Origin of the sequence: Kitasatospora sp. NPDC002551 (assembly GCF_040296005.1) — a bacterium.
Classification (GTDB): Bacteria; Actinomycetota; Actinomycetes; order Streptomycetales; family Streptomycetaceae; genus Kitasatospora.
In genome coordinates this window covers 1-25,246 of sequence record NZ_JBEOWI010000036.1, presented here as the reverse complement: position 1 = coordinate 25,246, position 25,246 = coordinate 1, and the positions used below count along the sequence as shown (strand labels likewise).

The following is a 25,246-nucleotide window of genomic DNA, read 5'->3' as shown; positions in this document are numbered from 1 at the left end:
GGCCCGGGTTTGTGCTGTCCCCCCGAAGGGACCACCATTCACTCCGTGGCCCGCACCGACCAACCGACCCCTGACCCCCGGGAAGACGCCGTGACCTCCCAGCCCGGCCCCCGTCCGCTCGTCCGCACCCCGGGCAAGCCGCTCTGGGCGCAGCTGCGCGCCGACCTGCTGCGCCGGCTCGACGGGGGCGAGTTCCGCGACGTCTTCCCCGGCGAGCACGACCTCGTCGCCGAGTACGCGGTCAGCCGGCACACGGTCCGCGAGGCCCTCCGCACGCTCCGCGAGGAGGGCCTCGTCACGGCCCAGCGCGGCAAGGTGTCGCGCTTCACCACCAGCCGCCCGCTGGAACAGGACATCGGCGAGGCGTACAGCCTCTTCCGCGCCGTCGAGGAGGTCGGCGCCGTCCAGCGCAGCGTCGTCCGCGCCCTCGACCAGCGCGCCGACGGCGTCATCGCCGCCCGCCTGGGCCTGGAGGAGTCCACCCCGCTGGTCTACCTCGAACGCGTCCGCCTCGCCGACGAGGAACCGCTCGCCGTCGACCGGGTCTGGCTCCCCGCCGACGTGGCCCGCCCGCTGCTGGACGTCGACTTCACCCACACCGGACTCTACGACGAACTCGAACGCCACTGCGGCAGCCGGATCTGCGGCGGCTGGGAGCGCATCCGCGCCGTCGTCCCCGGCCGGGGGGAGCGCATCCTGCTGGAGTGCCCCGAGACCACCGCGCTGCTCGCGATCGACCGCCTCGGCCACGACACCGCCGGGCGCCTGGTCGAATGGCGGCAGACCCTCGTGCGCGGCGACCGCTTCGCCGTCGGCGCCGCCTTCTCCGCCCACGACTACCGCATGGGCGCCTCGGTCCACATCCCCTGACCTGCCCGGACCCGCGGTCTCCCGCGGTCTCCCGCGGGGTCAGCGGAGGGTGGTGCCGGCGGGGGCGTCGAGCAGGTGCAGGTCGCGGCGGGTCGGGAGGCCCTCCCAGTCGCCGGGGGTGGCGACGGCGAAGGCCGCCGTGGTGGCGGCGCGGTGCAGGCGCGCCGGTGGGGCGAGGCCGTCGAGCAGGCCGGAGAGGTAGCCGGCGACGAAGGCGTCACCGGCGCCGACGACGTCCACCACCGGTACCCGGCGGGCGGGTTGGTCGACGGTGCCGTCGGCGGTGGTGAGCGTGGCGCCGGCGGCACCCCGGGTGACGACGACCTCGCCCGGTCCCCGGGTGAGCAGCTCGGCGACCGCCTCCGGCTCGTCCAGGGCGGGGGCACCGGCCACCAGGGGGAGTTCGTCGGCGGAGGCGACCAGCACGTCGGCCCGGCGGACGAGCGGACGCAGGCGGGCGCGGGCCTCGGCGACCGACCAGAGCCGGGTGCGGTAGTTGACGTCGAGGCAGACGGTGATGCCCAGGTCCCCGGCGCGGACGGCCGCGGCGAGGACGGCGTCGGCGGCCTCCTCGCTCAGGGCGGGGGTGATGCCGGTCAGGTGCAGGACGCGCACACCCGGGGTCAGGGCCGGCAGGACGTCCTGGGCGGTGAGCGCCGATCCCGCCGAACCGGACCGGTAGTAGCCGACCTTGACCAGATCGCGGGCGCCGGTCTCGGAGGCGAGCAGACCGGTGGGCCTGCCGTCCCGGTCGACGCGGGCGAAGCCGACGTCCACCTGCTCGGCCCGCAGCGTCCGCAGCACGAGGGCGCCGAACTCGTCGTCGCCGACCCGTCCGACCCAGCCGACCGGGTGGCCCAGGCGGGCCAGGCCGATCGCGACGTTGCTCTCCGCGCCGGCCACCGACAGCCGCATCGTTCCGCCCAGCCGGATCGGGCCGTCGGCCCGCAGCGCGGCCATCGTCTCGCCGACGGTGACGACCTGGGGTACCGCGCCGCTCATGCCGCGGTCTCCTCGGTGCGCGCGGTCTCCTCGGTGCGTGCGGTCTCTTCGGCGAGGGCGGTCTCTTCGGTGAGGGCGGTGCGCCACCGGGCGATCCGGGCGCGCAGGGCGTCCAGGTCCCCGCCGCGGGCGGCGTCGCCGACCAGGGGCGAGCCGACGCCGACGGTGACGGCCCCGGCGGCCAGGTAGGCCCTGGCCTCGTCGAGGCCGACGCCGCCGACCGGGACGAAGGGGACGCCGGGGAGCGGGTCGCGCAGGGCGCGCAGGTAGGCGGGGCCGCCGAGCGAGGCGGGGAAGAGCTTGACGGCGAGGGCCCCTCGCGCCATCGCCGTGGTGATCTCGCTGGGCGTCAGGGCACCCATCAGCACGGGCAGTTCGCGTGCCGAAGGGTCCCATTGCCCGGTGGCGACGACGGCCGGGGTGACGAGGAAGCGGGCGCCGGCGCCGGCCGCCCGGGCGGCGTCGGCGGCGGTGAGCACGGTGCCGGCGCCGAGCAGGGCGGTGTCGCCGAGTGCGCGGCGGGCCCGTTCGATCACCCGCAGGGCGTCGGGGGTGGTCAGCGAGACCTCGATGCCGGAGATGCCTCCTTCGGCGAGGGCGAGCACGCAGTCGAGCGCGGCGTCGGGGTCGGTGCCGCGGACGACGGCGAGCACCGAGGCGGACAGGTCGGCGAGGTTCATGGCGTGGCCTTGTCGGGTCGGGTCGGGTGGTGGCGGTGGTCCCGGCGGCCTCAGGGGGCCCTGGGGTCCCGGCCGGTCACCATTCCGCGAACGAGCCGTCCTGGTGGCGCCAGACGGGGTTGCGCCACCGGTGGCCGAGCTCGGCGGCCCGGCGGACGGCGGCCTCGTCGATCTCGATGCCCAGGCCGGGCCCGGTGGGGCGGGCGGCGTGGCCGTCGGTGAAGCGGAAGGGCGTCGGGTCGAGCAGGTGGTCGAGCAGCTCGCCTCCACGGTTGTAGTGGATGCCCAGGCTCTGTTCCTGGATGAGGAAGTTCGGTACCGCGAAGGCGAGTTGGAGGCTGGCGGCGAGGGCGATCGGGCCGAGCGGGCAGTGCGGGGCCAGCGCGACGTCATGGAGTTCGGCGAGCGCGGCGATGCGGCGGACCTCGGAGATGCCGCCGGCGTGCGAGACGTCGGGCTGGGCGACGGCGATGCCGGAGGTGAGCACGTCCCGGAAGTCCCAGCGGGAGTAGAGGCGTTCGCCCACGGCCAGCGGGACGCCGGTCGACCCGGCCAGCCGCTCCAGGTGACGGGAGTGCTCGGGCAGGACGGGCTCCTCGACGAAGAGCGGGTGCAGCGGTTCCAGCAGCGGCAGCAGGCGCCGGGACATCGCGGTGGACATCCGCCCGTGGAAGTCGATCACCAGGTCGCGCTCGGGGCCGAGGGCCTCCCGTACGGCGGCGGCGCGGTCGACCACCTCGCGGGTCCGGCCCTGGGTCTCCAGCGGTCCCATCGGGCCCGAGCCGTTCATCTTGACGGCGGTGAACCCGGCCTCGGCCTGGGCGCGGGCCAGTTCGGCGACCTCCGCCGGGCTGTCCCCGCCGATCCAGGCGTACATCCGGACCCGGTCGCGGACCGGCCCGCCCAGTAACCGGTGGACCGGGACGCCGTACGCCTTTCCGGCGATGTCCCACAGCGCCTGGTCGATGCCGGCGACCGCACTGGAGAGCACCGGTCCGCCGCGGTAGAAGCCGCCCTTGGTGAGGACCTGCCAGTGGTCCTCGATGCGCAGCGGGTCCCGGCCGACGAGGTGGTCGGCGAGCTCGGCGACGGCCGTGCGGACCGTCTCGGCGCGGCCCTCGACGACCGGCTCCCCCCAGCCGGTGATCCCCTCGTCGGTGGCGACGCGCAGGAACAGCCATCTCGGCGCGACGAGGAACGTCTCCAGTGAGGTGATCCTCATCCGTTCCCGCCCTCCCCGAGGCCGGGCCCGTCCGCCAGTTCCGCGAGGTCCTCGGAGGCCTGGGCGAGCAGCGCCTCGACCGCGCGTTCGGCGGCCTCGGGGTCCCGGTTCCGCACCGCCCGCAGCACGGCCGCGTGGGCGGGGACCGGGTCGGCCCAGTGCCCGGCGCCGTGCACGATCCGGTCGCGGACGCGCAGGCCGGCCTCGATGACCACCTCCATACGGGTCAGCAGTTCGTTGTGGGCGGCGGCGAGCAGGGCCCGGTGGAAGGCCAGGTCGGCCTCGACGACCGCCTGCGGGTCGCGGCCCGCCGCGCCCATCCGGTCGAGCGCGGCGGCGAGCGCGGCCAGGTCGGCCTCGTCGCGGCGTACGGCGGCCAGCCGGGCGCCCGCGGGCTCCACGATGCCGCGGACCTCGGCGAGGTCGTCCAGGAAGGGACGGTGCCGGACGCCGCACCGGTCCTGGGCGCCGGGCCCCGCCTGGGCCTCGATCCGGCCCTGGGCACCGGTCCGGCCGGGGGCGCCGAGGGTCTGCCAGCGCAGCAGGTCGCCGTCGAGCAGGTTCCAGTCCGCGCGGGGCCGCACGAAGGTGCCGCGCTTCTGGCGCGAGTCGATCAGGCCCTTCGCCGCCAGCACCCGGAGCGCCTCGCGGACGACCGTCTTGCTGACGTCCAGCTCCTGCTCGATCGCACCCGGGTGCAGCGACGAGCCGGGCGGGTAGGCGCCCGCGACGATCCGCGCGCCGATGACCTCGACGGCCTGTCCGTGCAGCCCCCGGCCGGGGTAGTTCATGTCGGCCCGCCTTCCGCGTCCCGCCGCGCCCCGGTCACGACGAGGCCTTGACGACGGACCATCCGCCGTCCACCACCAGGCTCGCGCCGGTGATGTAGGACGCCTCGCCGGAGGCCAGGAACGCCACGGCGGCGGCCACCTCCTCGGGGCGCCCGAACCGCTTGGCCACCGTCTCGGCCGCGCTCGCGCCGCGCCCGGCCGCGTCCACCCGGTCCCAGGCCGAGGTCATGATCGGCCCGGGGAGGACGGTGTTGACCCGCACCCGCGGCCCGTACTCCACGGCGAGCTGCCGCCCGAGCGCACCCAGCGCGCCCTTGGCCGCGGCGTAGGCCGGATGGCCGGGCAGGCCCACCAGGGCGTGCACCGAGGAGGTGAGCACGACCGAGCCCAGGGACTCGCGCAGCGCCGGGGCGAAGGCGCGCACCGCCAGCCAGGAGGCCTTGAGCGTGACGTCCAGCTGGCTGTCCCACTCCTGTTCGCTGAGCGCGTGGGCGGGCTTGACCACGACGGCGTAGGCGTTGCTGTGCAGCACGTCGAGCCGCCCGTGGGTGTGCCGGACGGCGGCGGCCAGCTCGTCCCACATCGCGGCGGAGGCCACGTCGCCGTGCCGGTACTCGGCCCTGCCGCCCCGCTCCCTGATCGCCGCGGCGGTGGCCCGGCCGGGGGCGTCCGCGATGTCGACCAGGACCACCGAGGCGCCCTCGGACGCCAGCCGGTGCGCGGTGGCCGCGCCGATGCCCTGGGCGGCACCGGTGATCACGGCGACCTTTCCCTCGAACCTTCGACCCGTCAGTTCTGCCACGAGCCGCACCCTAGTGCTTGTCATTAATTATGGAAATATCCCGGCCGCATCGGCCTGGGCCCGTGCGGTTCCCCGTGCCAGGAACGCCCCCGCCCCCGCCCCGGGGCCGGTCCGTCGGCGAAGCCCGTCGGCGGACCCCCGCCCGTCGGCGGAACCGCCGCGGCCTCACTCCACCAGGGCGGCGGCGATCCGGCGGACCACCTCGCGGCGCCGCGCGCGGTCCTCCAGGTCCACCACCGCCAGGACCTCCGGATTGGCCGCCGGCCAGAGCATCGCGACGTGCACCAGCAGGGCGATCAGGACCTCGGGCTCGAACCGGGTCGAGACCAGGCCCCTGGCCTGCGCCTCGGCGATGGCGGCACTCCTGCTGCGCACGTCCGCGACCCCGAGCTCGTTGACCGAGCTGCCGTGCTCCAGCCGCTGCCAGGTGATGATCCGGGGCATGGCCGGGTCCTCGGCGTAGAGGTCGCTCAGCGCGGCCGCGAACCCCGGCAGGTCGTCCGCGTCGAGCGGCACGCTCACCACGATCTGTTCGACCAGCTCGTTCCAGACCGCGTCGAACAGCCCGGCCTTGTTCCCGAAGTAGTGGTAGATCTGCGCCTTGTTGCTGCGCGCGGCGGCGGCGATGCGGTCGACGCGGGCGCCGTTCAGTCCGTGCGCGGCGAACTCCGCCCGGCCGGCCGCGATGAGTCTGCGCTTCGTGGCTTCCGCGTCGCGCTCCATGCACCCAGCTCCTAACTAACCATTTACTTGACAGTTGTACCAAGGCACAGTCTAATCAACTAACCGTCCAGTTGAGTACGGCGGGTGGTGACGCGCCTTCGGGGGCGGCCGGGGGCAGGGGAGGGAACGGAGCGTGGAACCGGGCATGGTGATGGTCGGCCGGGAGCCCGAACGGGATCGGCTGACCGCGTTCGTGCGGGCCGCCGACGGACAGGCGCTGCTGCTCAGGGGAGAGGCGGGGGTCGGCAAGAGCGCCCTGCTCGACCTGGCGGCGCAGCACGCGGCCCGGGCCGGCCACCTGGTGATCCGCGCCACCGGGGTCGAGGCGGAGACCGAACTGCCCTACGCCGGGCTGCATCAGCTCCTCTACCCGCTGCTCCCGGACGGCGGCCGGGCCGACGGCGGCGAACTGAAGGCCGACGTGCGCGCGGCGTTCGACGCGGTGTTCAGCCGCACCGACGGCCCGCCACCGTCGGTCATGGCCCTCGGCATCGCCGTGCTCACCCTGCTCTCCTCGACGGCCGCGCGGCGGCCGCTGCTGCTCGTCCTCGACGACGGCCAGTGGCTGGACGACGCCAGCGCCGAGGTCTGCGGCTTCGTCGGCCGCCGGCTGGCCGGCAGCCCCGGGGCCAGACTCCTGGTCGCCGTCCGCGGCGACATCGCCTCGCGGTTCGACACCGCGGCCCTGCCGGAGATGCCGGTCGGCGCGCTCGCGGACGCGGACGCCACCCGGCTGCTGGACCGTCACCACCCCGAGCTGGGCAAGCGGCTGCGCGCGCAGGTGCTGGACGAGGCCCGCGGCAACCCGCTGGCCCTGCTGGAACTGCCCGCCCACATCGCCGCCCGCCCCGGTGGCCCGGCGCCGGAGGAACCGCCCGGCCGGCACGGCGTGCCGCTGCCCCGGCGGATCCAGGAGATCTACGCCGCCCGCCTCGCGCGCCTCGGCGACGCCGTCCGCGCGGAACTGCTGACCGGAGCCCTCGACGGCGCGGCGGCCAGGTCGGGCGACGGCGCGGCCCCGACGGCCGCGCGCTACCGCATGAGCGGTGTCGACGAGGCGGTGGCCTGCGGTCTGCTGGTCGTCGAGCCCGCCACCGGCGACCTCGCCTTCCGGCACCCGCTGGTGCGGTCGAGCGTCGTCCGGCTGGCCACGACCGACCAGCGCCGCGCCGCCCACCGGGTGCTGGCGCACGTCCACCGGGAGGACCCGGAACGGCGCGCCACCCACCTGGCGGCCGCCACCGTCGAACCCGACGAGGAGGTGGCCGCCGCCCTGGAGGCCGCGGCCCGCTCGGCCACCCGGCGCGGCGGCGCGCTGATGGCGGTGTCCTGGCTGACCCGCGCCGCCGAGCTGAGCGAGCACCGGGCCGACCGGTCCCGGCGGGTCGGTGACGCCGCCTTCGTCGCGGCGCAGGCGGACCGGCTCGGCCAGGCGCGCAGCCTCGCGCGGGCCGCGTCCGCGCACGGCTCGGAGGACGATCCGGCCGCGGTCCTCGCCAACGCCTACCTGGCGCTGTACCAGGACGGCGACGTGCGGGCCACCCACCGCCGGGTCACCGCGGCGGTCGAGCGGCTGCGCGACGGCGGAGCGGACGGGGGCGACGGCGCGCAGGTGCTCGACCGGCTGGTGAGCCTGCTGCTGGCCGTCAGCCAGTACGCCGGCAGCCGCAACGCCTGGAAGCGCACGCACGAGGTGCTCGCCTCCCTCGGCGACCGCGCCACCGCGCGGGCGTCGATGTACGGCAGCACCTGGAGCGACGTGGTCCGGCACGGCGCCGGCTGGTCCGAGCCGGTGGACCGGGCCGCGGTGGACCTGGAGGACCAGGACCCGTGGGACGTCACGCGCCTGGCCGTGTCCGCCTACCACCTCGACGTCCTCAGCCCGCTGCGCCCGCACCTGGAGCGCGTGGTGGACCGTGAACTGGACACCGGCGCGGTCTCCAGCGGCATCGTCATGCTGCACCTGATCATGCTCGACCAGCTGGCGCTCGGTCAGTGGGAGGCCGCCGAGCGCACCGGACGGCGCGCCCTGGCCCTGGCCGGCGAACACGGCCACGGGCTGTTCGCCCACCAGACGCGGGCCTACCTGGCCCAGCTGGCCGCCCTGCGCGGCCGGGCGCAGGAGGCACGCGACCTGCAGGCCGCGGTCGACGCCTGGGCCCGCCCGCGCGCCGTCGGTTTCCTGACCCAGATCGCGGACGCCGTCGGCGCGACCATCGCGCTGAGCGCCGGCGACTACGAGACCGCGTTCCTCTACTCCATCGGCATCACCGCGCCGGGCGCGTTCCGGCCTTACGCCTACCAGGCGTCGCGGACCCTGCTCGACCTGGTGGAGGCCGCCCTGCACACCGGCCGCGCCGAGCAGGCCCGCGCCCACGCGCTGGCGGCCCGGGACGCCGGCCTGCCGGACATCTCCCCGCGCCTGGCCCTGGTCACCTACGGAGCCCTGGCGCTGACGGCCGACGACGAGGGGGAGGCGGCGGACATGTACGCGCGCGCCCAGTCACACCCGGCCGCCGAGCGCTTCCCGTTCGAGCTGGCCCGGATCCGGCTCGCGCACGGCACCCGGGTGCGCCGCACCCAGGGCGGCGCGGCGGCCCGCGCGTTCCTCGCCCCGGCGGCCGAGACGCTCGACCGGCTCGGCGCCACCGCCTGGGCGGAGCGCGCCCAGGCCGAACTGCGGGCCGCCGGCGTCGCGTCCCGCACCCCGGCGCCCACCGCGGTGCCGCTGACCTGGCAGGAACGCCGGGTGTCCGAGCTCGCCGCCGGCGGCCTGACGAACAAGGAGATCGGTGAGCAGATGCGGCTGTCCCCCCGCACCGTCAGCGCCCACCTCTACCGCGCCTTCCCCAAGCTGGGCATCACCACCCGCGCCGCCCTGCGCGACGCCCTGACCCGGCTGGGCGGCCAGCACCCCGCCGCGCCCTGACCGTCCTCGTCCGGACGGCGGCCGGTCACGCCCGGCACACCGAATGCTCACCAACCGACGGGCCTTTAAACAGTAGGACAACAAGGCTTGTTCGGCTGTGAAATGGCAAGCGGTGGTCACATTTGGGTGTAGAATCATAGGTGGAAGGCGGCCTTGGGGGTCGATGGTGAAGCCATCGGCGGGCCACCTGCCAGAGGGAGACGACTGTCATGAACTACCACCTTGACACCGCGCGCGCCATCATCGACGAGCGGATGCGCGAGGCCGAGCAGCACCGCCTCGCCCACGCGCTGTACCTGAAGAACCGCGCCGAGGCCAAGACCCGGCGGGCGCGCCTGCTGCTCGCCCGCCTCGGCGGCTGAGCGGCGCCGCCTGGCAGGCCGCTGCCCGGGAGCACTGACCCGGGGGCGGCGAACCGGGCAGGCCTCCGTCCCGCCGGAGCGGCCGAGGCCGAGGCGGCACGGCCGGCGAAGTCCCGTTCCCCGGGGTTCAGCCCCGCAGGGCGGCGATCGCCTTCTCGATCCGCCGCAAGCGGGTTTCGGGCTTCTTCGCGCTCTCGACGGCGCGCACGTGCTCACGCCTGCGGCTGTGGGCGAGCTTGTCGTACGCGGCGCGGGCGGCGGGATCGCCGTCCAGGGCCCGGGTGAAGTCCGCGGGCTCCACGACGACGCGCGGCCCGGTGCCGAGTCGCACCTCGACCTCGACCTCGTCGCCGATCGCGACACCCGCGGCCCGTCGGTTGGCGTTGCTGAGGCCGATCAGGTGACGGCCGCGCAGGAGGGCGACCCGGCTCGTCCAGGAATGCCCGTTGACCGTGATCGTCACCGGCGGCCGCGCGCCCCCGCCGAGCGCCGCCACCACCGCGGGCGGAACCTCCAGCCCCCGCATGGGCTCGGGTGGTTCGACCTGGGCCGTGAACCTCACGATCCTTCTCCTGGTCGTTCTGTCGGCTCACCGCGGCTCCGGCCGCCGTGACCGTTCCCGTTCCCGTTTCCCGCGCCGGGGCCATCGCCGTGTCCGGGACGGCCGCGGCACGCGCCGCGCCGTCCCGAACGGCTGTGGGGCAGGAGGGCGCGGCTACTCGGCGTAGGGCTGGTCGGTTCCCTGGGCGCTGTAGCCGAGGCTCCAGACGTAGCCGTCCGGGTCGGCGAAGGTGCCGCCGTACCCGCCCCACGGCAGGGCGCCGGCGGGCTTGAGGATCGTGGCGCCGGCCTTCCGGGCCTCCGCGATGATCTCGTCGACCCGCGCCTCACTGCGGACGACGTAGGTCAGGACCAGCCCGCTGAAGCCGCTGCCTTCCGGGTCCGTGCCCACCTGGCCGGCCAGGCCCCCGCGCTCGTAGAAGCCGACCGGCGAGGCGCCGTCCGACTCGAAGAACACCGAGATGCCGTAGTCGTTCTGGATCTTCCAGCCGAGTCCCTCGGTGTAGAACTGCTTGGCCCGGTCCATGTCCCGGACGCCGAGGAGGATCGAGCTGACGTGCGCCTTCATGTCGTACTCCGTGTGCTGGTGTTGCGGATGGATGGGGATGTGCGGGCTGTGGCGGGAGGGGCGGAAGTGCCGCTCGCCATGGACATCACGTTAGGGGCCGCGCGGCGGGCGGGGCTTCTCGATTCCTGACCGGTCTCGCGACCTGCTTCGCCACGCACGCGGGCATCCCCTCCACGGTGACCGCCGGTCCCGCGTCGCGGGCCGCACCCGAGGTGTCGGACCGGCCGGCCGCCGCATCCGCCGCCTGGCGCCGGAAGGCCCCGGGCGGCATGCCGACCAGCTCGGTGAAGCGGGTGGTGAACGTGCCCAGCGACGCGCAGCCGACCGCGAAACAGACCTCGGTGACGCTGAGGTCGCCCCGCCGCAGCAGCGCCGTCGCCCGTTCGATGCGACGCGTCATCAGGTACGCGTACGGCGACTCGCCGTAGGCGGCCCGGAACTGCCGGCTCAGATGCCCGGCGGACATGTTCACATCGTGGGCGAGCGCCTCCACGTTCAGCGGCTGCGCGTACTCCCGGTCGATCCGGTCGCGGACACGGCGCAGCCGCGCGAGATCGGCCAGGCGCTGCGCCTGGACGCGTGCGCGCCGCCATTCCTCCTTGCACATGGGAGCCCCCCTCTGTCCCTCGTCTTCCCTGTCCATCGGCGTCCTCGCGCGTCAGCGCAGTTCCTGGATGCGGATCAGGTTGCCCGCGGGGTCGCGGAACGCGCAGTCGCGGACGCCGTACGGCTGCTCGGTCGGCTCCTGGACGACCTCGGCGTCACCGGCCTGCACCTTCTCGAACACGGCGTCGAGGTCCGGGGTGGCCAGCAGGATCCAGCCGTAGGTGCCCTTGGCCATCATCTCGGTGATCGTGCGGCGCTCGTCCTCGGTGATGCCGGGATCGGAGGCGGGCGGCGCCAGCAGGATCGACGTGCCCGGCTGACCGGGCGGGCCGACCGTGATCCAGCGCATCCGGCCCTGCCCGACGTCGCTGCGGACCTCGAAGCCGAGGGCGTCGCGGTAGAAGGCGAGCGACGCGTCCGGGTCGTCGTGCGGAAGGGCGGTCGTGTGAATGGTGATGTCCATGGCGAGCAGGCTATGGGCAACTCCGTGAACAGCGCTTCTCGATTCCTGATCGATCCGGACACGCATGGTTCCGGACGCGCATCGCTCCGGGCACGCGTGGCTCCGGGCACGCCCGGACTCCGCCGCCGTCCGCTCGGGCCGCCCCGGCCGGTGTTCCCGGCGGCGGTGCTCAGGGGCGGCCGGCGCTCTCCCGGTGCGCCTCGACGGTGACGGCGACCCGGACGACCGCGTCCGACCAGGTCCGGGCGGCGGCCTCCGGGTCGCCCGCGCGCATGGCGTGGGCGAGGGCGCGCAGGAGCCCGGCGGTGGTGGCCAGGCCGCCTCGGTCCAGCTGGGCGGCGGTGCGGTCCAGACGGGTCAGGGTGGGGCCGTCCGGGTGGCGCAGGCCCCGGTGGGCGGTGTCGGCGAGAGCGGCGAGGGCCTCGGCGAGGTCGGCCGCGACGGGGTCGGCCGGCGGCGGCGCGGCGGGGGAGAGGGCGGTGGACCCGGTGCCGGGAGCGAGGTCGGGGACGATGACGGTGTCACCCGCGAGGAGTGCGGCGGGCTCCAGGACCGTACGGCCCGCCGCCCGTCGGACGACGGCGCTGACATGGGTGACGGCGCCGGACCCGAGCGCCGCGGCGAGCGCGTCGAGGGAGCCGGGGCAGACCGGGTCGTGGGTGGCGGCCAGGGTGGCCGGGTTGCCCACGGCGTCCCGGACCGGGGCCTCCAGACGCTGCTCGCCGGCGTCGTACCGGATCCCCTCCACGGCCGAGAGCCGGACCACGTGCAGGGACTCGGCGGCGATGCGCGGCCGGATCAGCCATGGCGGCCGGCCTTCGAGGGTGCGCAGGTGGGCGTCGAGGTCGGTGAGCAGCAGCGGCGCGGGCAGGTCGGTCCAGGAGCCGCCGACCGGGGTGACGGTGCCGGCGGCGGCCCGGCCTCGGCCGAGGCGCAGTTCACGGGCGGCGCTGCGGACCGCGCTCTCGCTGACCACGTTGCCGCGGGCGAGGGCGTCGAGGCGGTGGCCGGCGATCCGGCGGGCGCCCAGCGCGTGCCCGGTGGGTGGAGAGCCGTCGGCGGGGACGTCCCAGCCGCGGCGGAGCACCAGGACGGTCCCGGCGGCGGGGTGGGCGAGGTAGATCTCGGCGGACCGGGTCGTCGCGGTGCCGCGGATCCGGCAGCCCAGCGCGGTCAGGCGGACCCGGCGCAGCGGGGTCTCGGCGGTCTCCCGGACGCCGAGGATCTCGGACCGGGACGCGCCGGGGCGGGCGGCGGCGCGGTGACGGGCGTGGAGCTCGGCCAGCAGCAGCGCGGTCTCCCCGGGCCGGTGGTCGGCGGACCGGGAGGCGTACGCGTCGAGCTGGCCGATCAGGTCGGCGACCAGGTCGGCCGGCCAGTGCAGGGAACGGTCGGCGAGCTCGCCGCGCACCCGGCGGAGAGAAGCCGTGAGGACCGGCCCGGCGTGCACGGCGCCGTCGAGGAGCAGGTCGCGGGCGAGATCGAGGGCGGTGTCCAGGACCGCCGGGATGCCCGGATCCGGCGCGGAAGGATCGCCGAGCGTGACGGTCGGTCGGCCGTCGGCGGCTCGGAAGGCCCAGACCGCGAGGGCGATCATCTCGCCGCGGCGGTCCTGCGCGGCGTCGGTCACCGCGAAGCCCAGCTCACCGGGGACGGGGAACCGGACCGTGCAGGCGGCCAGTTCGGCGACCGGCTGCGGATCGTCCGGGCGCGCGTGGTGCAGCCGCGCGGTGCAGCCGCGCGCCAGCGTCCGGCGGGCGGCGGCCACGGCACGGGCTCCGACGGCGGCGGTCAGCGCCTCGTCGTCCAGTGCGCCGGGGGACCACATGGGGGCGGGCGCCGGGGCGCCGGACGTCGCGGGGCCGCCGCCGGGGGCGGGACCCGGCGGGGTGGGGCCGTCGGCGGCGGCATGCTGGTGGGCGAGGACCAGGGCGATCCGGTGCCGGCACACGCCGGGGGCGCCGCAGGTGCAGCTGCCGCCGTCCAGCCCGGTGCCGGGCGGCAGGACGACGGTGTTGCCGTCCGGGCAGGTGCCGCGCAGCGTGCCGTTCGGGTCGAGTTCGGGAAGGGGCCCGTCGCCCGCGGCGACCTCGCGGGCGGCGCGCTTCACCAGGCCTCGGTTGGCGAGGGCGGCGAGCGTGTCGGTGTCCAGGGCGAGCAGATCGGTCCGCGTCGCGGCGGTCATCGGCCGATCCTCTCGGCGACGAACTCGGCGAGCATCCCCGGCGTCATCGCGCCCACCCGCGCCCCGGCGTCCGCGAGCCGGCCGGCCAGCTCCCGGTCGTACGCCGGGGCGGCCTCCTCGTCCAGCGCGGCGAGGCCGAGCACGGTGGCGCCCTGCTCGGTCAGCGAGCGGACGGTGCGCAGCAGCCGGTACCGGTCGCCGCCCTCGTAGAAGTCGCTGATCACCGCGAGGACGGTGCGCCGAGGGTTCTCCACCAGACCGGCCGCGTAGTCGACGGCACGGGCGATGTCGGTGCCGCCGCCGAGCTGGACCCGCAGCAGCAGCTCCACCGGGTCGGTGACGTCGGAGGTGAGGTCCACCACCTCGGTGTCGAAGGCGACCAGATGGGTCTTCAGGCCCGGAAGGCCCCACAGGCAGGCCGCGGTGACCGCGGAGTGGATCACCGAACCGACCATGGAACCGGACTGGTCGACGAGCAGGATCAGCTGCCACTGCTCCAGGTGCCGGCGGGTGCGGGAGTGGAAGTGCGGGCGTTCGATCAGTATCCGCCGCTCGGCGGGACGGTAGCGGCCGAGATTGGCCCGGACGGTGCGGCGGAAGTCGAAGTCGCGGGCGAGCGGGCGGCGGCTCGGGCGGGCGGACCGGGCGCCGGTGAACGCCTGGCGCAGCTCCGGGGTGAGGCGTTCCATCAGCTGCCGGACCACCGTGGCCACGATGCGGCGGGCCTGGCCGAGCAGCTGCTCGTTCATCAGGTGCCTGGTGCGGAGCACGGCGCGCAGCAGGGCGGCGCTCGGCTCGACCCGCTCCAGGACGGTCGGGTCGGTGACGATCTCGTCGATGCCGTAGTGCTCGACGGCGTCGCGCTCCAGGCGCTCGATCGTCTCGCGGGGGAAGAGCCGGTGGATGGCGTCCAGCCAGTCGACCGCGGTGACCCGGGACGGGTCCAGGCCGGCACCGCGGATGCCGCGCCGGTCGAGGTCCTCGTCGCGGCCGTACAGCCACTCCAGGGCGGCGTCGCGGGCGGCGCCGTCGGCGCCCGGGCTGCCGGTCCAGCGCTCGGCGGGGGAACCGAGGACCAGGCGCCAGCGCTCCAGGGCGGGGTCGGGCGCCGTTCCGGGGGCCGGCTCGGGCGAGGTCACCGGGCGCTCCGCAGGCCGTGGCGGTCGAGCAGGGCGGTCACGTTCTCCTCCAGGGCGCGGGCGGCGGCCAGGTGCACGGGGTCGGCGGTGGTGCGGAGCAGGGCGCGGGCGGAGCCGCGCAGACCGCGACGCTCGATCAGACGGCGGGCGATCCGCTCGCGCTCGCGCGGCGGGAACCAGGCGAAGGCCTGGCGCAGGGCGGGCAGGGCGATGAGGAACTCGGCGTCGGTGAGATCGGCGAGCACGGAGTCCACGGCGGCCAGCAGGGAGCCGTCACCCGCGTCGGCGGTGACCTCCTCCCGGGCGAGGGCGAACAGGCCGGCCAGCCAGTCGCCGAGCGCGCCGGGGTCGCCCGCGGCGCGCAGGGCGGCGGAGGCGAGGCCGGGATCGGCCGAGGGGGTGAGGACGAGGTGGAGGCCGTGGGCGGCGCCGCGCAGGTCGGCGGGGGCGTGCGGGTCGCGGGCGATGCGCAGGGCGAGGGCGGCGGCGTCCTCGGGGGTGACCGTGAGCGGGCCAGGGGCGTGGCACAGCGCGTCGCGGACGGCGGCGAGGGCCGCGAGGCGCGCCGGGTCGGCGCCGGAGCGGCCGTGCGCGCCCTCGACCAGCCACAGGATGCGGGCGACCGCACCGTCCAGGACGGCGGCCAGCAGCGGACTGCGGGCGGTGCCGTACACCCGGTCGTGCCGCCACAGGCCGAGCGCGGTGGCGAGGACGGCGCCGAGCGAACCCGGGTCGGGGTGGCGGGCGAGGACGGCGGTGAGCGTGGTCAGCAGGCGGTCGGTGAGGGCGGTGGCGCCGCACAGCACGGTGTCGAAGAGCAGGACGGCGAGTCCGCCGTCCGTGGGGCCGGTGGTACGGGCGCGCTCGGCGAGGACGCCGGCGGCGGCCTCGTCGAGCGTGGCGCCGTACGCGCCCGCCTCGATCAGGGCGGCGTCGCGGCCGGCCTCCGGTCCGGCCTCCCAGCGTTCGGTGGTGACCGGGTCGGCGCCGTGGGCGGGCCCGGCGGTGCGGTGACGGCCGGGCACGCCGAGGACGCGCAGCCGGTGCAGGGTCCGGCTGGCCGTCAGACCGTGCTCGGTGGTGAGCTCGCAGGTCACCGGGCGGGTGCCGGTGGCGCCGATCGCGGCGAGCCGGGCGGCGACGTCGTGGACCAGCGGCGGGGCCGGGGTGTCGGGGTGCAGCCGCCCGGTGCGCTCGCCGCTGCACGCGGCGACCGTCTCGACCACCACCGGGTGGCTGCCCGGCGCCAGCGGGGCGCGCCGGGACCAGGGCAGGGGCTGGGTCAGGTCGTCCTTGACCAGTGCGCCGACCAGGCCGTCGAGCACGTCGGCACGGGCCGGCACCGGGTGTCCGCGCAGCGCGGCCAGGCCGCCGGTGAGCGCGGCGGCGGCCACCAGGTCGGCCGTGGAGACGGGGAGGCCCCGCCCGCGCAGCCGCGACACCACGGACTGCCGCAGCCGGTCGGCCGCGGGGCCGGGGCCGTTCTCCCACAGCCGCTGGTAGTAGGCGGGCGAGGGCATGCCCGACTGGTAGCCGGTGAAGGCGTCCAGCTGCCGGAACGAGTAGGGCACCAGGTAGCTTCCGGACACCGCGCCGGGGCGCGGCTCCGGAAGCGCGGGCCGGCCGGGCGCCTCCGCGGGCCGCGCGCAGAGGGTGCGGAGCGCGGGGGTGTGGAAGCCGCCGGTGACCACCAGCACGGTCGCCGTCCCCGCCTCGGCCAGGACGGCGCGGATCCAGGCCGCCATGTACGCCTCGCGGGCCCGGTCGCCCTCGTCCGCCTCGGCGTCGCCGCGGACCAGGTCGAAGTAGGCGTCCAGGCGCTCGGCGAGCCCGTCCGCCGGTGCCACCTCGAACAGGCCGTCCCACAGGGCGTCCACCGAGCCGGTGCCGAAGCGCTCGCACAGCCGGGCGGTCGCCTCGGCGTACCGGGCCTCCGCGTCGGCGTACCGGTTGGCGCGCAGGTCGAACGCCGGGTGCCAGGACGGCAGGTCGACGAAGAGCACCTCCGCGCCGGCCGCCCGGCCCTCCCGCAGCGCCACCCACTCGGGCGAGTAGTCGCACAGCGGCGCCCAGGTGGTGGCGGTCCGCTCGGCGTCGCGGTAGTGGCTGAACACGGCGATCGGCAGCTCGTGGTCGAGGGCCAGCTCGTCCAGCCGGCCGTTGAGGTCGGCCGGTCCCTCGACGAGCACGTACCCGGGCCGCAGCCGTCGGACGGTGTCCGCCACCAGCCGGGCGCAGGCGGGGGAGTGGTGGCGGACCCCGAGGAAGACCGCGGGCATCAGCCGGCCAGCAGGTGGCGGGCGTCGTGCACGGCCTTCCAGTGCGGGCCGTGCCGCCGAGGGACCCGCTGCTCCAGGTAGCGGCGCAGCCGGGCCAGGTCCTCCGGACTGTCCTTGGCGGCGGCGCCGGCCAGGCCGGCGACCAGGTCGGCCGCGTTGCCGGCCTCGCCGCGCAGGTACCAGCCGCGCAGCCCGATGGCATGGGCGACCGAGACCGCCTCCGCGGTGCTCATCACCGCGGCCGGACGGTCACCGCCCTCACCGGCCCGCAGCTCGCGGAACGTGGTCACGAGGACCTCCAGCAGGTCCCGGTCGGGTGCGGCGGCCACCCCGGAGCGGCGCAGCAGATGCCCGGACTCCGCCTCCACCAGGGCGAGTTCGGTCGCCAGGTCGGGGATCGGGAAGACCGTCTCGAAGTTGAACCGGCGCTTGAGCGCCGCGCTCATCTCGTTCACCCCTCGGTCGCGGGTGTTGGCGGTGGCGATCACGTTGAAGCCCTGCCTGGCGAAGACCATGCCCTCCGGCCCGTCCAGTTCGGGGATCGCCACCACCCGCTCGGAGAGCAGGGACAGCAGCGAGTCCTGCACCTCCAGCGGGCAGCGGGTGATCTCCTCGAACCGGACCACCCGGCCCTCGGCCATGCCGCGCAGCATCGGCGCGGGCACCAGCGACCGGGTGGAGGGGCCCTCGGAGACCAGCAGGGCGTAGTTCCACGAGTACTTGATCTGGTCCTCGGTGGTCGCCGCGCCGCCCTGCACGGTCAGCCGGGACGTCCCGCTGACCGCCGCCGCGATCAGCTCCGACAGCAGCGACTTCGCGGTGCCCGGCTCACCGACCAGCAGCAGGCCGCGGTTGGTGGCCAGGGTCACCAGGGCGCGCTCGACCAGCGCCGGATCGCCGACGAACTTGCGGGCGATGCCGGCCGCCTCGTCGCCGACGATGAACCGGCGGGCCGCGCGCAGGCTCAGCTCCCAGCCCGGCGGGCGCGGGTCGCGGTCCCCGGCGCGCAGCGCCGCCAGCTCCTCGGCGTACCGGACCTCGGCGGGCGGCCGCTGGAGCTGCTCCTCGGCGGTGGTGGTCATGGCGGCCTTCCCGGAGTGGTTCGCGTGGCTGTCGGTGAGGTGGTGCGCCGTCACGGCGTGGTCAGCTCGATCAGGTCGGCGATCACCTCGGAGGCGGTGACCGGGTCGAGCTCGGCGAAGGTCGGAAACGTCCGGTTGTGCGTCCAGTAGTCGCCCGGACGGGTGTCGAGCCACACCGTCTCCACCCGCTGCTCGGGGTACACGTCGTGCATGCCGACCGCGATGCCGTGCTCCGGTGCGAGCACCACGTAGCGGTCGGGCCCGACCCGGCGGGACAGCCAGCGCTCCACGCCCGCGTCCTGCGGCTCGCCGCGCTGCCAGCCGCGCCGCTCCATGCCGACCAGCCGGGCGGTGGGCAGCACCGGACCGTTCTCGAAGCGGGCCAGGCGGTGGCCCGCCCGCTCCCCGTCGGTCAGCGCGTGCACCGCGCGGCCGAGCTGACGGAACGGCTGCAGGATCTCGTAGTCGGCGAACAGCTCCGACCACGCCGCGAGCTCCGCGCCGAGCAGCAGCGGGTGGGCCAGCCGGACGGTGGCCCCGGCGGGCAGCACGAACACCTCGTCCGCGACGTTCGCCAGGGTGCGGTCCTCGGCGACCCGGAACGCCGTCGTGGTGCCGTCCGCCTCTGCCAGCCACACCAGCCGGCGCACCAGGTGCCACAGCAGCGGATGCCCGACGAACAGCTGGTCGAACTCCTCCGCCGTCCACGACCGCCGGGTGACCATCGCGTCCTCCAGACGGCGGATCTGGTCCCCCGCCACCGTGCGGACGTCCTTCTTCAGCGCGGCGAAACGCTTGCGCTCGGCAGGCGCCAGCTCGGCGTCGTCCCTCGCCCCCGGGACCGGCAGATCCTTGCGGCGGGCGCCGGCCGCGTCCAGCACGTACGGCCTGAGCTGCTCGTCGAAGCCGACCGTGAACGTCCGGGTGCCGTAGTCGACGACCGTCGTCCCGTCGGCGTCCAGCCCGAAGTCCGGCACCAGGCGGTCCGACAGCTGCTCCCCGGACAGGCCGAGACCGGCCGCGACCTCGGCGATCTTCTCCTGTGCCCGCGCCTTGAGCGCCTTGAACTTCACCCGCTGCGCGATGCCGTGCAGATGCAGCAGGGCGACGTCGCTGCCGATCCCGGCCAGAACCTCCAGGCCGTCCACGGCCCGGTGGTGCGCCCCCTCGCCCGGCCACGCCCGGAGCACCGGCGTCAGCCGGCGGACCGTCTCGTCGTCACCCAGCCGGCCGAGCGCGTGCAGCGCCCACCCGTCCTGGGACGGCATGCCGGCCAGCCGCCACTGCTCGAACACGGCCCAGCCGAACTCCGTCAACGACCGGGGTTCGCACACCTCCACCACCTGGTCGAGGCCGGGGTAGAACTCCCCGGACTTGGACAGCGCGAGGATGGTGAGCACGTGCCGCACCGCCGCGGTGGGCAGGGCGCCCTCGCCGCCGCGCACCAGGAGCTGCGGCAGCATCACCGGCTCCGCCCAGTCGCCGGGCTGGGGCAGCTTCGCCGGCAGCGCGTTCACCAGGGGGTCGGCCGACAGCAGCGTGCCCACCACCTCCTCCGCCTTCGGCCCGTACTCGCCGGCTACCGCGCGCACCGCCGGGGCGCCGTGCGCGGCGGCGATCAGCCGCAGGGCGTGCTCGGCATCGCGCCGGGCCGCTCCGGCCTTCCCGACCGAGGCCGGAACCAGCAGCCGGGCCGCGTCCGAGCCGTGCCGGGTGAACCAGGAACGGGCGGTGTCCCCGGCCGACTTGAGGCGCCCCAGCCAGTCCGCCATCGTCTCGGCCACCCGGACGTCCAGGTACGGCAGCAGCAGGGACGCGTACGCGGCCGGGTTCTGCAGCGCGGCGGCCCGGATCGGTTCGAGCGCGTCCGGCCCGAAACGGGCGGCGACCCGGCGCAGCGCGCCCTGGGCGTCCCAGATGTGCTCGTCGGTCCGCCACCGCGCGATCAGCGGCCGGGCCAGCTCCTCGTCGCCGTACGCGAACAGCGCCAGCTCCTCGTGCCGGTTGGAGCGGTACCGGGCTTCGGCGGACCACTCGCCCGCGGCCCGGATCGTGCCCGCGATCCGCTGCCAGTCGCCGTCCGACCAGCGGGCGTACCAGGATTCGGCGCTCGCCCAGGCCTCCCGCTCACCCGGCAGCCACCGCACCTGCGGCTCCTGCGGCGGGGTGAGGCCGGTCAGCACGCGGGGCTTGCCGGTGGAGCGCGGCCGCTCCCACGGCGGGCTGGTGAACAGCTCCGGCAGCGAGTCGGAACGGACCTCCGGTACCAGGTGGCCGAGGTCGGTGAGCGGTTCGACCACGGCGGCCTGCTCCGGCGGCAGCTGCGGCAACAGCTCCAGCGCGATCGCGCGGTGGGCGGCGACGTGGCCGGTCAGGAGCTGCCGGGACAGCCGCTGCGCGGCCGGGCCGGCCGGGGCCGCCGCGGCCTCCGCGAGGAGGCGCACGGCCCGCCGGGGGAAGCGGCGGGCGGCGGCGAGCAGGGCTCCGCGGGCGGCCTTGTTGTCGCCCTGAAGGGCCAGCAGCCCCCGGAAGCCCTCGTCGGAGGGGAGCTCGGCGAGCGCGCCCAGCAGCCGCTTCCTCCCGTCGTTGTCGTGGTGGCTGGTGGTCAGGTCGTGCAGCATCAGCGGCGCGGCGGCGCCCCCGAGGCCCTCCGCCACGGTCGCGATGATCTCGGCGGACCATCCGTTCCAGCCCAGGCTCGGCAGCGGGGGAAGCTTCTCCAGGGGCTCGGCCGAGGAGAGCGAGCACAGCAGCATCGACCACTCGGCGGAGCCCAGCCGGGCCCCCGACTCGGCGCACTCCTCGGCCCAGGCGGACTCGGACGGCACCAGGTAGGCCGCCACCAGCAGGCGGGTCAGGCTGTTCCGGCACCCGGCCAGCTCCTCGACCGCCGCGCGGTGGGTCTCCTCGTCGCACGCCGCGAGCAGTGACCGGACCCGGTCCGCGGCGGGGCGGTACACGCCGCTCCTCGGGTCGGGTCCGCGCCGGACGCGGGGGTTGACGGAGCGGGAGTTGTGCCAGTCGGTCTCGACGGCCGTCGTGAACAGCTCGACGGTGGCCCTGGCCGCGAACGGCAGACCGAACTCCGCCACCCAGGCGTCCACGGCCTTCCGCACGCTGTTCTCGGCGAAGCGCGAGAACAACGCGGCGACCACCGCCGCACCGAGCGGGTCCTGCCGGCCGGAGTGGTGGGCGCGGGCGGCCGCCACCAGGTCCGCGTCGCTGCGGTCCGAGGTGAGCGCCTGCTCCATCCGGTCGTCCAGCTGCCTCAGCGAGGCGCGGTACTCCGACACCGCGTTCCTCGCCGCGGCGGCCGGAGGGCGGGAGACCCCGCCCCGGCGGGGGATCAGCGCCCTCCGCCAGGCCTCCGGCAGGACGAAGGCGTCCTCGTCGACCGGGGCCTCCGGAAGCCCGGGGGCGGCGGCCGGCGGGGTCACCGCGACGGACGGCGGGACGGGTGCCGCGCCGGCCGTGCTCTCGCGATAGCCCTTGCGCTCCTTCTCGGCGACCGTCCTGGCGAAGTGCGCCTGCGCGGCCTCCGCGGTCGGGAACTCCTTGCTCTGCTCCCGCCCGGCGGTGCCGGACCGGCCGTAGCGCACGGTCACCACCGCATCGTCGACCGAGGCCTCCCAGAACTTGTCCGAGCCGCCCTCGACGAACTCCCAGCGCCGCACAGCTCCGCCCCTCTCCTCGAACGTTCGATCAGGTGAGGAACAGTACCGACGCCCTCCGACAGCCAGATCGCCGGACCGCCCGTCACGGCCGCCCGGACCGCCCCCGCGCGGTCGGGCGCAGTCGTGCGACCGGCACCGGGGGAACCTGTCCGCGCGGCCGACCGTCGTCGGCCCTCGTCGCGGCCGGAGCTGTCTCCGGTCGCCGCGAGGGCCTCGGTCCCAGCCCGGGCTGATCACCCGCCGCCCGGCGTACCGTTACTCAGCTCCGGCCCCTGGACCGGCGGCGGCGTCGGGAGGCGCCGACCGGTCCCGGTGCGGGCCGGGCAGGGGACGGAGCTGGGGGCAGGGGACGGTGACGTAGAGGCCGGTGGGAGTGACGGCACGGCAGCGGTCGCCGGTCCGGATCAGGAGGGCGACGGGGGTTCCGGCCGGGACCGTTCCGTCGGGCGGTCCGCCGGGGCTGCTGTGGTCGTACCAGTAGGGCTGGTCGGTGATCAGGGTGTGGGTGAACTGGTTGGGCGGGGGGCGTACGACGTTGTCCCGGGGGACGACGGCTCGGCTGTCGAGAACGGATGCCTCGGGACGCCGGACGGCGTAGGGCTCGTTCTTCCGGTGGGGTGGGTCGTTGTCCGCCATGGCGGATGCCGCCTCAGGCGGCCTGGAGGCTGCCGGCGGGCAGGATCTCGGGCGAGGTGGGGCGCATGACACCGACGTCGATGGGAGCGATGCGGGCCCGCAGCACGCCGCTCTCGGCGAGTTCCAGGTGGTTGGGCAGGGTGTAGGGGTCGGCGGCGTCCAGGTCGACCTGGTAGCCCAGGTCCGCGAGGCTCGCCACGGTCAGCCGGCTCAGCGGATTGCCGGCCCGGCCGACGAAGCCGGTCATGAGTTCGTTGGCGAAGACGGACTCGCGCCAGTGGGCGTCGCGGGTTCCCGGATCGCCGGTGTTCTCGACGGGGACGCGCCTGGGGGCGGACGTGCCCACGAGGCGGGCGTACTCGGCCATGGCCGCCCGGCCGATGAAGGTCGGGTTGGAGGTTCCGGCGCCGCGCAGGAGGTGCTTGAGGTCCCAGATGGTGCCGATGCCGAGGACGTGACCCATCTCGTGGGTGATGACGTCGACGAGCGTGCCGTTGGCCTCCATGCTGGCGAGGTCGGCGGTGTCGAAGGACATCAGACCGGTCGCGGGGATGAACTCCGTGGGGCCGGGGTTGGGTCGCAGGCCTGTGGGGCCTGCCTGGCCCAGGACGATCCCGACGCCGTCGATGGGCTTTCCCTCGGCCTGGATGAGGAGGTCGTCGACGATTCGGCCGTCGTCCAGCGCGATGTCGGGCAGGTCGCCGACGATGACCTTGACCCAGCGGTCGGCGGCTTGCTTGAACGCGTTCTTCTGGGTGTCGGTCAGCCCGTCGAGGAACTCGACCTCGATGGTGAACGGGGATTCGGTGTTGGCGAGGCGCTTGGCGGCCTCGTGGTCGGCGCGCGCGAAGTGGCGCTCGTTCTCGCTCATGAGGTTCCCACTCCTTCGTGGGAGTCGTGTCACGGTGCCGATGGTGGAAGGGAGCGTCGGGTGCCCGGCACGCACCGCGCCGGGGTCCTTCGGCTGCGGGAGGGCTGGTCGGCGCGCGGGGAACGCGACGCTGCGGGTTCGCCCCTCTGTCGTTATTGATTGTCTCTCGGTTCTGGTGCTGTGGACCCGTGGATCTCGCCCAAACTCGTTGTGTGGCAAGGGCGTTGCATGCGGTAGCGACCGCGGGCCGGCCGGCCCGGTGACCGTGCGGAGCTGAGTTGCCGGGGTGTCGGGTGACTGCGGGTCACGGATCGAGCCGTGCTCTTTCCGGCGAACCCTGGCCACTGTGAGCCATCGGAACGGTCGGTGACCGACCTCGTACGCCCCGTTGGTCGCAGGGGGCCGAGGGTGGGACTCCGACCAGGGCGTTCGGCTGCCGTGGTGACGCTCCGGAGCGACCGTTCGGGCCGAGCCGGTCACAACCGGTAGCGGTGGCGCGGCACTGCCCGCCGCCTCGTCCCCGACCGTGGTCGTCCAGCTCCTCTCGGTTGCCGCCCGGTTGCCGCTCGGTTTCCTCCCGGCGGCCCACCCCTGAAGCCGGTGGCGGCCACCTCACCTCCTGGCGGTGGCCCCGGCCGGACAGCCCGGGACCGACCGTCACGTCAGCCGACCGGATGCGCGACTGGCTGCGCGACTACGAGAAATGAGAGAGAGCGCCGCACCCGGGTCGGCGCAGGGGAAGGCCGACTTCGGTCGCCCCTGTGGGGCCTCCGGCCGCTCCGGCGGCGGGTCGGCCCCGCTCCTGCGCTCGGTCCGTGACGGTCGAACGTCTGGGCAGGGCTCCCGGCCTTCGTCCGAACACGTGGCTTGCTGCTCAACCCTCTGCCCCGGATGCGCCACGCAGCCGGGTGCTCGGGCACAGGTAGAAGAGTTCGGGATCGCCTTCGTCCAGGCCGTGGAGCAGGCCGACCGGGCTCCAGCCGGCGAACTGCAGCAGGCGCTGCATGGGGTGGTTGGAGACGTTGGTCGAGGTGAACAGCTTCGGGGTGGTGCACGCGGCTTCGGTGGCTTTGAGGAGGCGTGCGGCCACGCCTTGTCCACGGGCGGTGGGCGCGACCATCAGCATGGTGACGAAGCCCTGCTCGAAGAAGGTGTACTCCAGCACGCTGTAGCCCAAGGGCCCGGAGGCGTCCTCGGCGAGCAGGACCAGTCCCTGCTCGCACCAGCGTCGGATGCTCACGCCCCGCGCGTGGTCGCCCGCGGCGGCGATGGAGTCGATCCTGGCCAGTCCGGTCCAGTCCGAGGCGTTCGCGCGACGTGTCATCAGCCCGCCGGCGTTCTCAAGATCCATGGAGTGCATCCTGGCACCTCTGCGGGGGAGGGGTGGGGTGCTCACCTGTCGATCGTCCCCGGCGAGGACCACACAACACCCCTCCACCTGGGTCGAGGTCGAGACCGGCCAGACCTGGCCGACGCCTGGACCCGAGCGGACCAGGAACACCGCTGCCAACGGTGTCCGCCCGCCGATGCGTACGCGAAGACCTCGTCGGCGGACGCGGCTCGGACAGCTCTCCAGGCTCCTGCAGTCCGACCGAGCCTGCCCGGTTCGCCCTGCGGCCGGAACTCACGGTGCGGCTCCTGATCAATCCGTGCAATGCCGCGCCGGAGCGACCGCGCACCCGTCACCGTTGTGTCCGGCATCGATGACAACCGGCCTACGAACAGCGGCGGTTGGCAGGCCCGGCCGGGCCGCGCCCCCCCCGCGCGGGGCGGAGGGGCCGGGCCGCGCGGGGCCCCGGCC

General features: G+C 75.4%; 21 protein-coding genes. 3 read left to right on the top strand and 18 right to left on the bottom strand.

The genetic code is table 11. From position 1 onward, the window contains the following. Window positions 1-90: 90 nt before the first annotated feature. The gene (locus tag ABT093_RS26810; RefSeq protein WP_350568816.1) at window positions 91-870 is read left to right on the top strand and encodes a GntR family transcriptional regulator; all 780 of its coding nucleotides are present in this window, start codon (window positions 91-93) and stop codon (window positions 868-870) included. Window positions 871-909: 39 nt separating this feature from the next. On the opposite strand, the gene ABT093_RS26805 is transcribed toward ABT093_RS26810, so the two are convergent. The 6 genes from ABT093_RS26805 to ABT093_RS26780 form a co-directional block, all read right to left on the bottom strand. Continuing rightward, on the bottom strand, window positions 910-1,872 hold the full coding sequence (locus tag ABT093_RS26805) for a sugar kinase (protein ID WP_350568815.1): 963 nt from the start codon (window positions 1,870-1,872) through the stop codon (window positions 910-912). Beyond that, window positions 1,869-2,552 (bottom strand): bifunctional 4-hydroxy-2-oxoglutarate aldolase/2-dehydro-3-deoxy-phosphogluconate aldolase, encoded by a 684-nt coding sequence (locus ABT093_RS26800; protein WP_350568814.1) that lies wholly within the window; start codon window positions 2,550-2,552, stop codon window positions 1,869-1,871. The genes ABT093_RS26805 and ABT093_RS26800 overlap by 4 nt, the downstream gene beginning before the upstream one ends. 76 nt (window positions 2,553-2,628) lie before the next feature. Further along, window positions 2,629-3,774, bottom strand: a complete 1,146-nt coding sequence (dgoD, locus tag ABT093_RS26795; protein ID WP_350568813.1) for a galactonate dehydratase — start codon at window positions 3,772-3,774, stop codon at window positions 2,629-2,631. Continuing rightward, on the bottom strand, window positions 3,771-4,565 hold the full coding sequence (locus ABT093_RS26790; RefSeq protein WP_350568812.1) for a FadR/GntR family transcriptional regulator: 795 nt from the start codon (window positions 4,563-4,565) through the stop codon (window positions 3,771-3,773). Before ABT093_RS26790 ends, dgoD begins: the two co-directional genes overlap by 4 nt. 34 nt (window positions 4,566-4,599) lie before the next feature. After that, window positions 4,600-5,367 (bottom strand): SDR family NAD(P)-dependent oxidoreductase, encoded by a 768-nt coding sequence (locus ABT093_RS26785; RefSeq protein ID WP_350568810.1) that lies wholly within the window; start codon window positions 5,365-5,367, stop codon window positions 4,600-4,602. Between the two features lie 165 nt (window positions 5,368-5,532). Then, complete coding sequence (locus ABT093_RS26780) at window positions 5,533-6,090, bottom strand: TetR/AcrR family transcriptional regulator (protein ID WP_350568809.1); 558 nt, start codon at window positions 6,088-6,090, stop codon at window positions 5,533-5,535. A 151-nt stretch (window positions 6,091-6,241) separates the two neighbouring features. Here ABT093_RS26780 and ABT093_RS26775 point away from each other — a divergent pair, with 151 nt between their 5' ends. After that, entirely contained in the window at window positions 6,242-9,019 is a 2,778-nt protein-coding gene (locus ABT093_RS26775) for an AAA family ATPase (protein ID WP_350568897.1), read from the top strand. A 209-nt stretch (window positions 9,020-9,228) separates the two neighbouring features. Further along, entirely contained in the window at window positions 9,229-9,381 is a 153-nt protein-coding gene (locus ABT093_RS26770) for a hypothetical protein (protein WP_209413824.1), read from the top strand. A 127-nt stretch (window positions 9,382-9,508) separates the two neighbouring features. Here the strand turns inward: ABT093_RS26770 and ABT093_RS26765 are convergent, their stop codons facing one another. The 12 genes from ABT093_RS26765 to ABT093_RS26710 all read right to left on the bottom strand — a co-directional run bounded on the left by ABT093_RS26765 (window position 9,509) and on the right by ABT093_RS26710 (window position 24,796). Then, on the bottom strand, window positions 9,509-9,943 hold the full coding sequence (locus ABT093_RS26765) for a YdeI/OmpD-associated family protein (RefSeq protein WP_350568808.1): 435 nt from the start codon (window positions 9,941-9,943) through the stop codon (window positions 9,509-9,511). Window positions 9,944-10,096: 153 nt separating this feature from the next. Further along, complete coding sequence (locus ABT093_RS26760) at window positions 10,097-10,510, bottom strand: VOC family protein (RefSeq protein ID WP_350568806.1); 414 nt, start codon at window positions 10,508-10,510, stop codon at window positions 10,097-10,099. 85 nt (window positions 10,511-10,595) lie between these two features. Then, complete coding sequence (locus ABT093_RS26755; protein WP_350568804.1) at window positions 10,596-11,117, bottom strand: helix-turn-helix transcriptional regulator; 522 nt, start codon at window positions 11,115-11,117, stop codon at window positions 10,596-10,598. Window positions 11,118-11,168: 51 nt separating this feature from the next. Beyond that, entirely contained in the window at window positions 11,169-11,579 is a 411-nt protein-coding gene (locus ABT093_RS26750) for a VOC family protein (protein ID WP_350568802.1), read from the bottom strand. Between the two features lie 169 nt (window positions 11,580-11,748). Further along, on the bottom strand, window positions 11,749-13,764 hold the full coding sequence (locus tag ABT093_RS26745; RefSeq protein WP_350568801.1) for a YehQ family protein: 2,016 nt from the start codon (window positions 13,762-13,764) through the stop codon (window positions 11,749-11,751). Continuing rightward, window positions 13,761-14,903 carry a VWA domain-containing protein gene (locus ABT093_RS26740; RefSeq protein WP_350568799.1) on the bottom strand — a complete coding sequence of 381 codons (1,143 nt, stop codon included), beginning with the start codon at window positions 14,901-14,903 and terminating at the stop codon, window positions 13,761-13,763. The genes ABT093_RS26745 and ABT093_RS26740 overlap by 4 nt, the downstream gene beginning before the upstream one ends. Next, a complete protein-coding gene (locus ABT093_RS26735) occupies window positions 14,900-17,182 on the bottom strand; it encodes a DUF5682 family protein (RefSeq protein WP_350568797.1) in 2,283 nt (760 codons plus the stop codon). The genes ABT093_RS26740 and ABT093_RS26735 overlap by 4 nt, the downstream gene beginning before the upstream one ends. Next, complete coding sequence (locus ABT093_RS26730) at window positions 17,182-18,264, bottom strand: ATP-binding protein (protein ID WP_350568795.1); 1,083 nt, start codon at window positions 18,262-18,264, stop codon at window positions 17,182-17,184. The genes ABT093_RS26735 and ABT093_RS26730 overlap by 1 nt, the downstream gene beginning before the upstream one ends. A 50-nt stretch (window positions 18,265-18,314) precedes the next feature. Next, complete coding sequence (locus tag ABT093_RS26725; RefSeq protein ID WP_350568793.1) at window positions 18,315-21,938, bottom strand: DUF4132 domain-containing protein; 3,624 nt, start codon at window positions 21,936-21,938, stop codon at window positions 18,315-18,317. Window positions 21,939-22,193: 255 nt separating this feature from the next. Next, a complete protein-coding gene (locus tag ABT093_RS26720) occupies window positions 22,194-22,574 on the bottom strand; it encodes a hypothetical protein (RefSeq protein WP_350568791.1) in 381 nt (126 codons plus the stop codon). A 13-nt stretch (window positions 22,575-22,587) separates the two neighbouring features. Beyond that, window positions 22,588-23,445, bottom strand: coding sequence for a leishmanolysin-related zinc metalloendopeptidase (locus ABT093_RS26715; RefSeq protein WP_350568789.1), 858 nt, complete (start codon window positions 23,443-23,445; stop codon window positions 22,588-22,590). Window positions 23,446-24,319: 874 nt separating this feature from the next. Beyond that, complete coding sequence (locus ABT093_RS26710; protein WP_350568787.1) at window positions 24,320-24,796, bottom strand: GNAT family N-acetyltransferase; 477 nt, start codon at window positions 24,794-24,796, stop codon at window positions 24,320-24,322. Window positions 24,797-25,246 lie beyond the last annotated feature (450 nt).